Raw genomic sequence first — 12,089 nt, 5'->3', positions numbered from 1 at the left:
AGGTCAGCCGCGGCGCCGGGTCAGGCGCTCGATCGCCTGGGTCTGCCGCTCGCCCTCGCGCTCGATGAACTGCGAGGCGAACTGGAACTCGCGCATCTGCGCCATGAGCAGGGTGAGCTCGACCACAGCGTGGACGTTCGACTCCTCGACCATGCCCTGCATCACCACCGGCGCATCGACCGGCAGCGGCTCCTCCTCGGTGGCGTGGAGGTTCACGCCCTCGGCGCGCAGCGCCTGCGGATTCTCGAACCGGACGACGCGGATGCGCCCGATCTGGCCGTTCTCGGTGCTGACCGTGCCGTCGGTCGCGATGCTGATCCGGCCCTCATCCGGGGCGATCACGATCGGCTCGCCACCGTGGGCGAGCACCGGGAACCCCTCGGGCCCGACCAGCCGGCCGTCATTGTCGAGGGTGAGCCGGCCGTTGCGGCTGTAGCGCTCGCCGCGCGGGGTGTCGAACACGAGGAAGCCGTCGTCGGCGAGGGCGATGTCCAGCGGATTGCCCGTGCTCTGCATCGCGCCGGCCGCCATCTCGCGATGGGTGCCGCGGTCCTGCACGAAATGCACCGTGCGCGCCGCGATCGGCTGGTCCACCCGGCGCTGGTTCACCAGGTAGTCGCTGAACAGCATGCGCGAGGCCTTGAAGCCCGGGGTGTTCGCGTTGGCGATGTTGTGCGCCGTCATGTCCGTCTGGCGCTGCAGCGCGACCATGCGGGAGAGGGCGACGTAGCCGGTGGTGTCCATGGCGTGGGTGCGTCCAGAAGGTCCGTCGCCCACGGCCACCGCAAACGCCATGCCAGCGCGCCAGGGGCCGATTTCCCCGACTTTCCGTGCGCGCGCCGGCATGCAAGGCCGCCCCACCGGCAAACCCTGCCCGGCAAGCCGGGTGCGTCACCGGGCGCCGCATGCCGGGCCGCCCCGCGCCGCGATCGGTGACCCTTTCAAGCTTCCTTAACCGCACGCGCTGCACACACATGCCTGCGGAGGTCGGGGTGACGTCCGCCGGAGCGGAAGTGGGAACGCAGGCTATGGCCGGCAGCGCGTCGGTGGCGCAGGACGATGCGGCGACAGCGGAGCAGCCCGCGTCGAACGGGCGGCGCAAGCTGATCCTGCTGGGGGCGCCGGTGCTGGTCGCGGCGCTGGGCGGCGGTCTGTGGTTCAGCGGCGTGCTGCCCGGGCTGCTCGGCATGGGCCGCGAGGCGGAGCCGCCGGCCGAGGTGAAGCCCGAGCCGGGCCTGTTCGCCATGCCCGACATCATCGTCAACCTGAATGTCGGCGCCGGACGGCGTCCGTCCTATCTCAAGCTGGTCGCGCGCATCGAGATCGCCGACAGCCGCGAGCTGCCCCAGATGGACGCCGCGGTGCCGCGGTTGCAGGACCTGTTCACCACCTATCTGCGGGAACTGCGCCCCGAGGAGCTGCGCGGTTCTATCGGCATGCACCGCCTGCGCGAGGAGCTCACCGCCCGCGCCAAGGTCGCCGCGCATCCGGTGAAGGTCACCGACGTGCTGTTCGTCGAGATGCTGGTGCAATGAGCGCCACGCCCGAGAACGAACTCGACGACGAGGCGCTGGCCGCCGCCTGGGGTGCGGATCTCGAAGGCGGCGACGGCGAGGCCGGCGAAAGCGCCGCCGGCCCCGATGCGGCGCGGGTGCTGAACCAGGCCGAGATCGACAGCCTGCTCGGGTTCGACAGCGGCCCGGCTTCGGATGTCGAGCTGTCGGGCATCCAGAAAATCATCTCCTCGGGCCTCGTCACGTACGAGCGCCTGCCGATGCTCGAGATCGTGTTCGACCGCCTCGTGCGGATCATGAGCACGTCCTTGCGCAACTTCACGTCCGACAATGTCGAGGTGTCGATCGACAACATCGTCAGCCTGCGCTTCGGCGACTACCTCAACTCGATCCCGCTGCCGGCCATGCTCGCCGTGTTCAAGGCCGAGGAGTGGGACAATTACGGGCTGATGGTGGTCGACTCGGCGATGATCTACTCGATCGTCGACGTGCTGCTCGGCGGCAGGCGTGGCACAGCGCAGATGCGCATCGAGGGCCGCCCCTACACCACGATCGAGCGCACGCTGGTCGAGCGGATGATCCATGTCGTGCTGGCCGATCTGTCCCAGGCCTTCGACCCGCTCTGCCCGGTGAACTTCCGCTTCGAGCGGCTGGAGACCAATCCGCGCTTCGCTGTCGTCAGTCGTCTCTCCAATGCGGCCGTCTTGACCAAGCTCCGTGTCGAGATGGAGGACCGCGGCGGCCGGCTCGAACTGCTGCTGCCCTACGCCACGCTCGAGCCCGTGCGCGAGATGCTGCTGCAGCAGTTCATGGGCGAGAAGTTCGGCCGCGACAGCATCTGGGAGACCCATCTCGCCGAGGAGCTGTGGGAGACGGATATCGAGCTCTCCGCCGTGATCGACGAGCAATGGGCCAAGCTCGCCGACGTCATGTCGTGGCGCGTGGGCAGCCGCATCGTGCTGAACGCAACCGCCGACACGCCGGTCAGCCTGCGGTGCGGCAGCGTGCCGTTGTTCCAGGGACGGATGGGACGGCGCAACGGCCGCATGGCCGTCCGGATCGAACGCGACGTGCCGCGCCGGCAGGGGGAGACCTGATGATCACGCTGCTGCAATGGGGCCTTGAAGCGCTGCTTCTCGTGCTGCTTGCCGCGACCTTGCTCTATGCCGTGCGGCTGGAGCGGCGGCTCGGCGTGCTGCGCCGTGACAACGCCGCGCTTGAGGCGCTGGTCGCCGGGTTCAACGAGGCGACCGCGCGGGCCGAGGCCTCGACGGCGCGGTTGCGCGCCGCGGCCGAAGGTGCCGGCCATCAGGTCGCCGAGCAGACCGAGGCGGCCGAGCGTTTGCGCGGCGACCTCGTGTTCCTGATCGAGCGCGGCGAGGCCTTGGCCGACCGCCTCGATTCGCGCGTGCGCGAGGCGCGGGCGCTCGCCAATGCGCCTGAACCGCGCAGCCCCGCCCGCGCTCTCCCGGAAACGGCCGATGCGCCCAAGGTGCGCAGCCAGGCCGAGCGCGATCTCATGCAGGCCCTGAGGCTCGCCCGATGACGACCGCTCCATCCCGCCGCGGGCACGCCCGCCTGCTGCCCTTCGTGATCGTCACGCTTGCGGCACTGCTGACCGTGCGCGTCGCCGCGCTGCTGATCGGTATGCCGTTCGCGCCCGCGCCCGAGGGTGCGGTCGGCCTGCCGATCGTCCCCTCCGCGCTCGCCGCGCGCGGCGAGGCCGAGGCTCCGCCTGCCGTGCAGCAGGCGGCGCGCACGGATCGGCCCGCCGCGGTTCCGGCAGTGCCGCCGGCCGATGGGTCGGCACCGACGGCACCTCGCTTCGCCCAGCCGAGTGCGGCAGAGATGACGGTGCTCGAGGATCTGCGCGCCCGCCGTCTCGCGCTGGAGGAGCGCGAGCGCACGATCGCCGAGCGCGAGGCTGTCGTGGTCGCGGCCGAGCGTCGGCTCGCCGAGCGGATCGAGGAACTTCAGCAGTTGCAGCAGCGCCTTGAGGCGCTCGATCAGGCCGCGCGCGAGCGCACCGATGCCGGCTGGCGCGGCCTCGTGAAGATCTACGAGACCATGCGTCCGCGCGATGCCGCGCGCATCTTCAACGAACTGGAAATGCCTGTGCTGATAGAGGTGGTCGAGCGCATGCGCGAACGCAACGCCGCCCCGATCCTGGCCGGAATGAATCCGGACAAGGCGAAGGCACTGACGGCTGAGCTCGCGCAGCGCCGAGCCCGCTCGCCCGATGAGGGTGCGGCAGGCGGTTGACCCCCAGCCCCCGGCGGCGCCCGCCCCGGCCACCACAGGAGCGCGATCCGATCCATGGACAAGAACATGAACATCCTCATCGTCGATGACTACAAGACGATGCTGCGAATCATCCGCAACCTGCTGCGCCAGCTCGACTTCAACAATGTCGACGAGGCGACCGACGGCGCGCAGGCGCTGTCCATGCTGCGCAGTGGCAACTACGGCCTGGTCATCTCGGACTGGAACATGCAGCCCATGACCGGCCTCCAGCTGCTCCAGGAGGTGCGAGCCGACGGCAAGCTCCGCAACCTGCCCTTCATCATGATCACCGCCGAGAGCAAGACCGAGAACGTCATCGCCGCGAAGCAGGCCGGCGTCTCCAACTACATCGTCAAGCCCTTCAACGCCGAGACGTTGAAGGAGAAGATCGAGAAGGTGCTCGTCCATGCCTGATGGCGGCAACGGGGCAGGCCGCGCCGCCTTGGCCGAGCGGCTCGCCGCACTGCGCGCGCGCCACCGCGACGCGACAACGCCCGAGGCGGTCGCCGAGATCGTCGAGCAGGTGCTGGCGACCATGCACGGCGATCTGACCGCGAGCGAGGCGACGCTGCTCGCCGAGGTCGAGCAGATCGGCCGCACGATCGCCGCTGCCAAGCAGGAGATCGCCTCGCTCAAGGTCGAGGACATCAACCGCGCCTTCATCCCTTCGGCGACCGACGAGCTCGACGCGATCGTCGAGGCGACCGCGCAGGCGACCAACGAGATCCTCGATTGCTGCGAGACGTTCGAGAGGGCCGCGAGCGAGCTCGGCGGCGAGCAGGGCGAGGCGCTGCAGGCTGCGGTGACGCGGATCTACGAGGCGTGCAGCTTCCAGGACATCACCGGCCAGCGGATCACCAAGGTGGTGCGGACGCTGAAGTCGATCGAGGACCGGATCGCGGCGATCGTCGCGACCTTCTCCGATCGTGCCGCCGGCGCCGAGCCGCCCGCACCGGTCGCGGCCGGCCCGGAAGCGTCGCTGCTGAACGGCCCGCAACTGCCCGGCAATGGCGTGGATCAGGCCGAGATCGACCGTCTGCTCGCGAGTTTCGATTGATGCACCGTCCCCTCCTGCTCGCCTTCACGCTGGCCCTCGCCACCTCCGCGGCCCACGCGGAGGAGCCGGTCGCGGTCCGCGCCGGCAGCCACCCCGGTTTCGGCCGGGTGGTGTTCGAGTGGCCCGCCCCTGTCGGCTACACCGTGGCGCGGGAGGGGGACCGGATCCTGCTGTCGTTCGAGCGGCCCGGCCGCTTCGAGACCGAGGGCGTCAACCGACGCCTGCCGCGCCAGGTGACATCGCTCGATGCCTCCGGCACGGGCGCGGCGATCGAGGTTGCGCCCGGCGCGAGGCTGCGCCACTACCGCCTCGGCGCGCGCATCGTGTTGGATGTCGCGCCCTCGGATGCCGCCCGGCCCCCGGCCTCGCCGGCCCGCGCTGTGCCACCTGTTCCGGCGGCCGCGCCGATCGCTGCTGCGCCGCCGCTGCCGCTGCCGCCTGCACCGCCGTCCGAGCCCCGCGCGCTTGCCGCCGTGAGCGAGGCTCGGGTGCCCGTGCCGCCGCGCGCCGAAGCGCCACCGTCCGAGCCCTCCGCGCGCGCGAGCCGCGCCGATACCGCGGCGCCGGCCTCGGCGCCGCAGGCCACGGAAGCGTTGGCCGCCACCGGGCCTGCGCCCCCGATCGAGGCGAGCGTCCCGGTCGCGGAGGCTCCGCGGTCTGAGCCTCAGCTCGCACAGGTCGCGCCACAGCCGGCACAGGCGCTGCCGACGGCCGGCACCCCCGCGCCGTCCGGGCCCGGCCCGGTCAGCCTCACCGCCCGCGCGGTCCGCAACGCGCCCCATCCTTCGGTCGTGCTGCCCTTCGCCGCGACGACCGGCTTCGCCGTGCTGCGTCGCGGCGACTGGGTCTGGGTCGTGGCCGACGAGGCGCGGCCGGTCGATCTGCGGCCGCTGCGTGCCGACCCGGTCTTCGGCTCGGCCGAGGTGGCGGTCACGCCGGCCGCGACGGTCATCCGTGTCCGCCTGCCCGATGAGGCGGCCGTCCGGCTCGCCCGCACCGAGCGCGGCGTCCGCCTCGAAGTGCTGCCCGAGGGCTTTCCGCCCGGCAACGCGCTCAGCGCCGCCGTGCGCGAGGAGGGGGGGCGCGTCGGCCTGACGGTCGAGGCGCCTGGCGCCGCCGCGGTGGTGCACCTGAGCGACCCCGACACGGGCGAGCGCCTCTTGATCGGCACGCTCGCCGAGGGCGAGGGCCGCGTCCCGGTTGGCCGTGCCTATCCGGAATTCTCCCTGATGCCGACGCAGCGCGGCGTCGCGGTGCTGGCCTGGTCGGAGCACGTCACCCTGCGTCCGGCCGACAACGCCTTCGCCCTGACCGCCGGCCAGACCATGCCGCGCGGGCTCGCGATCACGCCCGGCCAGCAGGGCGTCGATCTCTCGCTCGCGACGCGTGCGCCGACGCGGAGCTTCGACATCCCGAGCCTCCCCGAAGCCGCGCTTGCCGAGCGGCTGCGCCTGCTGCGCGCCGAGACCGCGGCCGCCCCGCCGCTCGCGCGTGCCCGGCCGCGCATGATGCTCGCCGAGACCATGCTCGCGCTCGGCTTCGGACCGGAGGCCTACGCGGTGCTGGCGCTTGCCGCGTCCGAGGATCCTGTGGCCGCCGCCTCCCCCCGCTGGGCCGCGCTTGCCGGCGCCGCGGCCCTGCTCGCCGGCCGCCCCGATGAGGCGCGTGGCCCGCTATCCGATCCGCGGCTCGACGGCACCGACGAGATCACGCTCTGGCGCGCCTGGCTCGCCGAGCAGACCGGCACGCCGGCCGCCGTGACGGCGCCGAAATTCGCCGCCGCCGCGCCGCTGCTGCCGGCCTATCCGTTGCCGCTCGCGCGCCGGATCGCGCCATCGGCCGCCGAGGCGATGCTCGAGGGTGGCGAGGTCGAGGTGGCGGATGCCCTGCTCGCCCGGCTCGGCGAGCTGCCGGAACTCGCACTCTCGCGTGCGATGCTGATGGAGGCGCGCGGGCGGATCGACGAGGCGCTCGCGGCCTACGAGGCGCTCGATCGGCTGCGCGACCGGCGCCAGCGCGTGCGGGCGCTCGCCCGTGCGGTGGAACTCGGCCTGCGCGAGGGCCGGATCGGCGCACCCGAGGCGGCGGCGCGGCTGGAGCCGCTGCTCTACGCGTGGCGCGGCGATGCGGCGGAACGTGCGCTCCGGCTGCGCGCGGCGGAGCTGCGGGCCCAGTCGGGCGACTGGTCGGGGGCCCTGCTGCTGCTGCGCGAGACCGCCTCGCTGTTTCCCGACCGTGCGGGCGACATCCGGGCACGGCTCGGCGAGGCCTTCGCCGCCCTCTTCCGCGACGGTGCGGCCGACACGATGCCGCCGGTCGAGGCGATCGCGCTGTTCGAGGAGAACGCCGACCTTCTGCCGCCCGGCCAGGCCGGCGATGAGATGGTCGCGCGGCTGGCCGAGCGGCTGGTCGCGCTCGATCTGACCGCGCGCGCCGGCATCACCCTGCAGCGGCTGATGGACAGCCAGCCGGAGCGCGGCATCGATCGTGCCCGCACCGGGCTTCGCCTCGCCCGCCTGAAGCTCGCCGATGGCGACGCGGCCGCCGCGCTGGCGGTGCTGGGTGCCAGCGAGCCGCACCGTCCCCCGCCTGCGCTCGCCACCGAGCGCCTGGTGCTGCGGGCGCGGGCGCTTGCCGCGAGCGGAGACCCGCCCGCGGCCCGAGCATTGCTGGCGCAATCGGAGGATCCGGTCGCGCTCGATGCGCGTGCCGAACTCGCCGCGCAGGCGGGCGACTGGAAGGACGCGGTGGCGGCGCTGAAGGTGCTGGCGCGGAGCCGCCTGCCCGCCCCTGGCAATCCGCTCGATGCCGACCAGCGACGCATGCTGCTGCGGCTCGCGGTCGCGGCCTCGCTCTCGGGCGATACGGAGACGCTGAGCGGGCTCGCGCGGGATCACGGTGCCGCGATGGCGACGGGGCCGCTCTCCGAACCGTTCCGGCTGCTGACCGGCGGGCCGGTGCGCGGCGCCTCCGATCTGCCCCGGGTTTCCGCCGAACTCCGGCTCGCGCGCGAGATGCCGCGCATCCTCGCCGCCCTCGCGACGGCGCCGCGCGACTGAGGGCGGCGCAGGGCGGGACCGCCCTATGCGCCGGGCGGGACGATTAAGGCTTGCATCGCGGGGGTTGGTGCCTCAAATACCGCCGCCTTGACCGCGCCCGCTGGTCATCTGCTGGTTGGAAAGGGGTTCGCCATGAACGCTCTCACCCGACTGGGGATGGTCTCGGACTCTCCGAGCGAAGCCCAGACGATCGATCGCCCCGGCACCGAGTGCTCGGAGGACAGGAAGGACTACTTCGTCGAGCGCAACGGCGTGAAGTTCGCCGGCACGCATCTGCTCGTCGATCTGTGGGGGGCGTCGCGGCTCGACGATCCCGATCACATCGACGCGGCACTCCGCGCGGCCGCCGAGGCCGCCGGCGCGACGATCCTGCACGGCCACTTCCACCACTTCTCGCCCAATGGCGGGGTGTCGGGCGTGCTGGTGCTGGCGGAAAGCCACATCTCGATCCACACGTGGCCCGAGCGCGACTACGCGGCGATCGACATCTTCATGTGCGGGGCCTGCGATCCGTACGACTCGATCCCGGCGATCAAGCGCGCGTTCCAGCCGGAGCGTGTGCTGCTCGGCGAGCAGAAGCGCGGCATGGTGGGCTGAGGGGCCGGTATCGCCCGGCCCCGGCTGCCTCAACCTGGGTGCCTGTCGGGCGCGGCGTGCCGCGCCCGATCCGCATCATGGCGAGGACGATCATGAGCTCCGCTGAGATCTGGCTGAACGAGACGCTCTATCCCGCCTGGGGTCAGCGCTTCCGCGTCGTGCGCGAACTCGCGCGCACCCGCTCGGCGTTCCAGGACATCGCCATCGTCGAGACCGAGAGCCACGGGCGCGTGCTGGTGCTGGACGGAGTGATCCAGATCACCGAGGCGGACGAGTTCGTCTATCAGGAGATGCTCGCGCATGTGCCGCTGATCGCGCATGGCGAGGCGCGCCGCGTGCTGATCATCGGCGCCGGCGACGGCGGCGTGCTGCGTCGCGTTCTGGCCCATCGCGGTGTCGAGCGCGCGGTGATGGTCGAGATTGACGGCGAGGTGATCCGGCTCTGCCGCGAGCACATGCCGGCGATCTCGGGCGATGCCTGGAACGATCCGCGTGCCGAGGTGATCGTCGGCGACGGCATCGCCCATGTGCGCGAGGCGGAGGAAGCGAGCTACGACGTGATCATCGTCGACAGCACCGATCCGATCGGCGTCGGTGAGGTGCTGTTCACCGACGAGTTCTACGCCAATTGCGCGCGCATCCTTACCCCGCGCGGGCTGGTGGTGAACCAGTGCGGCGTGCCGTTCATGCAGGGCGACGAGCTGCGCGAGACCAGCCTGCGCCGACGTAAGGTGTTCGCCGACGTGCACGCCTATGTCGCTGCCGTGCCGACCTATGTCGGCGGGTTCATGACGCTGGGCTGGTCGGCGAAGCAGGCTGGCCTGCGGGAGATCGCCCCGGAGGAACTCGCCCGTCGGGCAGAAGCGGCCGGCATCCTCGGCACCACGCGCTACTGGACGCCCGCGGTGCACGCCGCCGCCTTCCAGCTTCCGCCCTACATCGCGACGCTGCTGCCCGGCGCCTGAGCCGCCGCGACGAGCGGCGCATCGAGCGTCTCGAACAGGCGCACCCAGAGCGTCGTACGCGGCACCAGGCACGGGATCAGCAGGTGCTCCTCGTGCGTGTGCGGCCCGTCGCCGATCACGCCGAGCCCGTCGAGCGTCGGCACGCCGAGCGCGCCGGTGAAATTGCCGTCACTGCCCCCACCGGCCACGCGCTCGCCGGCGACGGGGAAGGGGAGATCGCGCGCGAGGGCAGTGGCGTGATCGGAGAGTGCCTGGATCGCCGGCGTCTTGACGTAGGGCGGGCGAAACAGGCCCCGCCGCACCTCGAGGCGGACATCGGGATTGGCAGGCCGCAAGCCGAGCAGACGTCCATGCACCTCGGCCTCGGCGTCCACGGTCGGCACCAGCACGTAGACGCAGGCCTCGCAACCGAGCGGCACCATGTTCTCGTGTGTGCCGCCGGTGATCGTGCCGACATTGAGCACGATCGTGCGCGCATAGTCGGTCATCGCCTCGATCGCCAGCACCTGGTGCGCCATCTCGCGGATCGCGCTGCGACCCTTCTCGTGATAGGCGCCGGCATGCGCGGGCCGCCCGATGGCGCGCAGATGGAAGCGCGCGATCCCGTGGCGGGCCACGGTCAGCCGTCCTCCCTGACCCGACGGCTCCGCGACCAGCACCATCGCGTGGCGAAGCGCCTCGGCCTCGATCCGCGCGCGCGAGGACGGGCTGCCGGCCTCCTCGTCCGGGATCATCATCACCGTCACGGGCAGGCGCGGCCGGCGCCCGGTCGCGTGCAGGTGCTTCAAGGCGGCGATCGCGATCGCGTTTCCACCCTTCATGTCGTAGATGGCCGGGCCGTAGGCGCGCTCGCCCTCGATCCGGAAGGGCAGGGGGCCCGCCAGCGTGCCGACTGGGTGCACCGTGTCCATGTGGCCCAGCACCAGGATGCCGGGGCCCCCGGTCTCGCCCGGCACGCGGCCGAGCAGGATGTCGCCGAACCCGTCGGTGCCGGGGATGCGCTCGATCGCCGCCCCAAGGCCGCGCAGCTCGGCCTCGGCATGATCCGCCATGCGGTTCACCGCGCCGGCATCCTGGGTCGGGCTCTCGATCGCCACCCAGCGCCGCACATCCTCGAGCAGCGCCTCGCTCGTCAGCTCCCGCATCGCATCCCCCTTCACGGGGAACAGCGTGACCCGTGGCGGCCCCGAGGGCAATCAACCGCCGACGAAACTCTGTGCCAGACTGCCCGAGACCAGCCGCCAGCCGTCCACCAGCACGAAGAAGATCAGCTTGAACGGCAGTGAGACGACCGTCGGCGGCAGCATCATCATGCCCATGCTCATCAGCACCGAGGCGACGACCAGGTCGATCACCAGGAACGGCACGAACAGCAGGAACCCGATCTCGAAGGCGCGGCGGAGCTCGCCGACCAGGAAGGCCGGCACGAGCGCGCGCCAGGGCGTGAGGGCCGGCGACTCGGGCGGCGGCAGATCGGCGATGTCGAGGAAGAGCGAGAGATCCTCCGCCCGCAGATTCGCCACCATGAAGCCGCGGAACGGTTCGGCGGCGAGGCGCATGCCTTCGATCTCGCTGACACGCCCCTCGGTCATCGGCAGGATGCCGAGCGTCCAGGCCTGCTCGAAGGCGGGCTGCATGACGAAGAAGGTGAGGAACAGCGCGAGCCCGATCAGCACGGTGTTGGGCGGTGTCCCCTGCGTGCCGAGGGCGGCGCGCAGCAGCGACAGCACGATCACGATGCGGGCGAACGCCGTCACCATCACCAGCAGCGAGGGGGCGAGGCTGAGCAGCGCGATCAGCGCGGTGAGCTGGACGATCCGCGTCGCCGCGCTGCCATCGCCGGCGCTGCCGAGATCGACCGTCACCGACTGGGCGAAGGCGACCGACGGCAGCAGCATCAGCAGCGCCGTCAACAGGAGCAGGAGGCAGCGCTTCATCGGCCGGCCTCCGGGCTCTGGCTCAGCAGGCAGACCACCTGGTCGTTGGCGCCGCCCACCAGCAGCACCGCCTCGCGCTCATCGACGCGCGCGATCACCAGCCGGCGCTTGGCATCGACCGCCAGCGTCTCGATCACCGCGAGCCGCCGTCCGGAGCGCGGCCCGGCCCCGAGGCCCGCGCGCTGGGCGAGCTTGCCGGCCAGCAGGATGACGGCGATCGTGACCGCGAGTGCGGCGATCGCCCAGGGGATGGATTGGAGCGTCTCGGTCATTGTCCGGCCTTCTGCCGCGACAGGGGAGAGGGTGGATCAGCCGGGGGGCGGGTCGTCCGTCAGCGTCCGTTCGAGGGCGGAAATCTCGTCGCGCAGCCGGCTGAGCGGCCCGATCAGCTCGCGCCCGAGCGGCCGCGGCAGGGCAATCGCGTCGGCGCACAGGTCGCCGACCTCGCGGTCGAGCCCGGCGAGGTCGACCTTCACCCCCGCATCGACCAGGGCGCGCGCAACGGTCACGGTCGAGCGCATCGTCTCGGCGATCAGGCCGATCGTGGCCGCGCGCTCCGTCTCGTCGTTGTCGTCCATCCGCTCCGCTCGCCCTTGGGCCGGCGCCACCCGACCGATGCCGGCCGTCGCACGCAGACTGCACGAGTGGATTTACGGAATGCTTAAGCGTGCAGGCGC

At 71.9% G+C, this 12,089-nt stretch carries 14 protein-coding genes; 9 read left to right on the top strand and 5 right to left on the bottom strand.

Features of this window, described 5'->3' with window-relative positions; all coding sequences use genetic code 11:
• Positions 1–3 precede the first annotated feature (3 nt).
• Complete coding sequence (flgF, locus tag F563_RS0101040) at positions 4–744, bottom strand: flagellar basal-body rod protein FlgF (protein WP_019012778.1); 741 nt, start codon at positions 742–744, stop codon at positions 4–6.
• Between the two features lie 284 nt (positions 745–1,028).
• Between flgF and F563_RS0101035 the strand changes: the two genes are divergently transcribed.
• The 9 genes from F563_RS0101035 to speE all read left to right on the top strand — a co-directional run bounded on the left by F563_RS0101035 (position 1,029) and on the right by speE (position 9,475).
• Positions 1,029–1,535, top strand: a complete 507-nt coding sequence (locus F563_RS0101035) for a flagellar basal body-associated FliL family protein (protein ID WP_019012777.1) — start codon at positions 1,029–1,031, stop codon at positions 1,533–1,535.
• A complete protein-coding gene (gene fliM, locus F563_RS0101030) occupies positions 1,532–2,611 on the top strand; it encodes a flagellar motor switch protein FliM (RefSeq protein ID WP_019012776.1) in 1,080 nt (359 codons plus the stop codon). The genes F563_RS0101035 and fliM overlap by 4 nt, the downstream gene beginning before the upstream one ends.
• On the top strand, positions 2,611–3,060 hold the full coding sequence (locus tag F563_RS21115) for a DUF6468 domain-containing protein (RefSeq protein WP_051089298.1): 450 nt from the start codon (positions 2,611–2,613) through the stop codon (positions 3,058–3,060). The genes fliM and F563_RS21115 overlap by 1 nt, the downstream gene beginning before the upstream one ends.
• The gene (locus tag F563_RS21110; RefSeq protein ID WP_019012775.1) at positions 3,057–3,776 is read left to right on the top strand and encodes a MotE family protein; all 720 of its coding nucleotides are present in this window, start codon (positions 3,057–3,059) and stop codon (positions 3,774–3,776) included. Before F563_RS21115 ends, F563_RS21110 begins: the two co-directional genes overlap by 4 nt.
• Positions 3,777–3,830: 54 nt before the next feature.
• The gene (locus F563_RS0101015; RefSeq protein WP_019012774.1) at positions 3,831–4,211 is read left to right on the top strand and encodes a chemotaxis response regulator CheY; all 381 of its coding nucleotides are present in this window, start codon (positions 3,831–3,833) and stop codon (positions 4,209–4,211) included.
• The gene (locus tag F563_RS0101010; RefSeq protein ID WP_019012773.1) at positions 4,204–4,854 is read left to right on the top strand and encodes a protein phosphatase CheZ; all 651 of its coding nucleotides are present in this window, start codon (positions 4,204–4,206) and stop codon (positions 4,852–4,854) included. Before F563_RS0101015 ends, F563_RS0101010 begins: the two co-directional genes overlap by 8 nt.
• On the top strand, positions 4,854–7,913 hold the full coding sequence (locus F563_RS21095; RefSeq protein ID WP_019012772.1) for a hypothetical protein: 3,060 nt from the start codon (positions 4,854–4,856) through the stop codon (positions 7,911–7,913). The genes F563_RS0101010 and F563_RS21095 overlap by 1 nt, the downstream gene beginning before the upstream one ends.
• A gap of 132 nt (positions 7,914–8,045) precedes the next feature.
• A complete protein-coding gene (gene speD, locus F563_RS0101000) occupies positions 8,046–8,510 on the top strand; it encodes an adenosylmethionine decarboxylase (protein WP_026299220.1) in 465 nt (154 codons plus the stop codon).
• Positions 8,511–8,602: 92 nt separating this feature from the next.
• Positions 8,603–9,475 carry a polyamine aminopropyltransferase gene (speE, locus tag F563_RS0100995; RefSeq protein ID WP_035574378.1) on the top strand — a complete coding sequence of 291 codons (873 nt, stop codon included), beginning with the start codon at positions 8,603–8,605 and terminating at the stop codon, positions 9,473–9,475.
• On the opposite strand, the gene F563_RS21090 is transcribed toward speE, so the two are convergent.
• From F563_RS21090 to F563_RS0100975, 4 genes are read right to left on the bottom strand one after another with little or no spacing between them, the layout of a single operon-like run.
• The gene (locus F563_RS21090) at positions 9,445–10,620 is read right to left on the bottom strand and encodes a M20 family metallopeptidase (protein ID WP_019012769.1); all 1,176 of its coding nucleotides are present in this window, start codon (positions 10,618–10,620) and stop codon (positions 9,445–9,447) included. The two genes, speE and F563_RS21090, sit on opposite strands and share 31 nt — an antisense overlap.
• Before the next feature lie 51 nt (positions 10,621–10,671).
• Complete coding sequence (gene fliP, locus F563_RS0100985; protein ID WP_019012768.1) at positions 10,672–11,412, bottom strand: flagellar type III secretion system pore protein FliP; 741 nt, start codon at positions 11,410–11,412, stop codon at positions 10,672–10,674.
• Complete coding sequence (locus tag F563_RS21085) at positions 11,409–11,684, bottom strand: flagellar biosynthetic protein FliO (protein ID WP_019012767.1); 276 nt, start codon at positions 11,682–11,684, stop codon at positions 11,409–11,411. The genes fliP and F563_RS21085 overlap by 4 nt, the downstream gene beginning before the upstream one ends.
• Positions 11,685–11,720: 36 nt before the next feature.
• The gene (locus tag F563_RS0100975; protein WP_019012766.1) at positions 11,721–11,990 is read right to left on the bottom strand and encodes a hypothetical protein; all 270 of its coding nucleotides are present in this window, start codon (positions 11,988–11,990) and stop codon (positions 11,721–11,723) included.
• Positions 11,991–12,089: the final 99 nt, after the last annotated feature.

Origin of the sequence: Elioraea tepidiphila DSM 17972, assembly GCF_000378465.1 — a bacterium.
Taxonomy (GTDB): Bacteria; Pseudomonadota; Alphaproteobacteria; order Acetobacterales; family Acetobacteraceae; genus Elioraea; species Elioraea tepidiphila.
The sequence above is the reverse complement of the archived record's forward strand: the minus strand, read 5'-3'. Positions and strand labels throughout refer to the sequence as shown.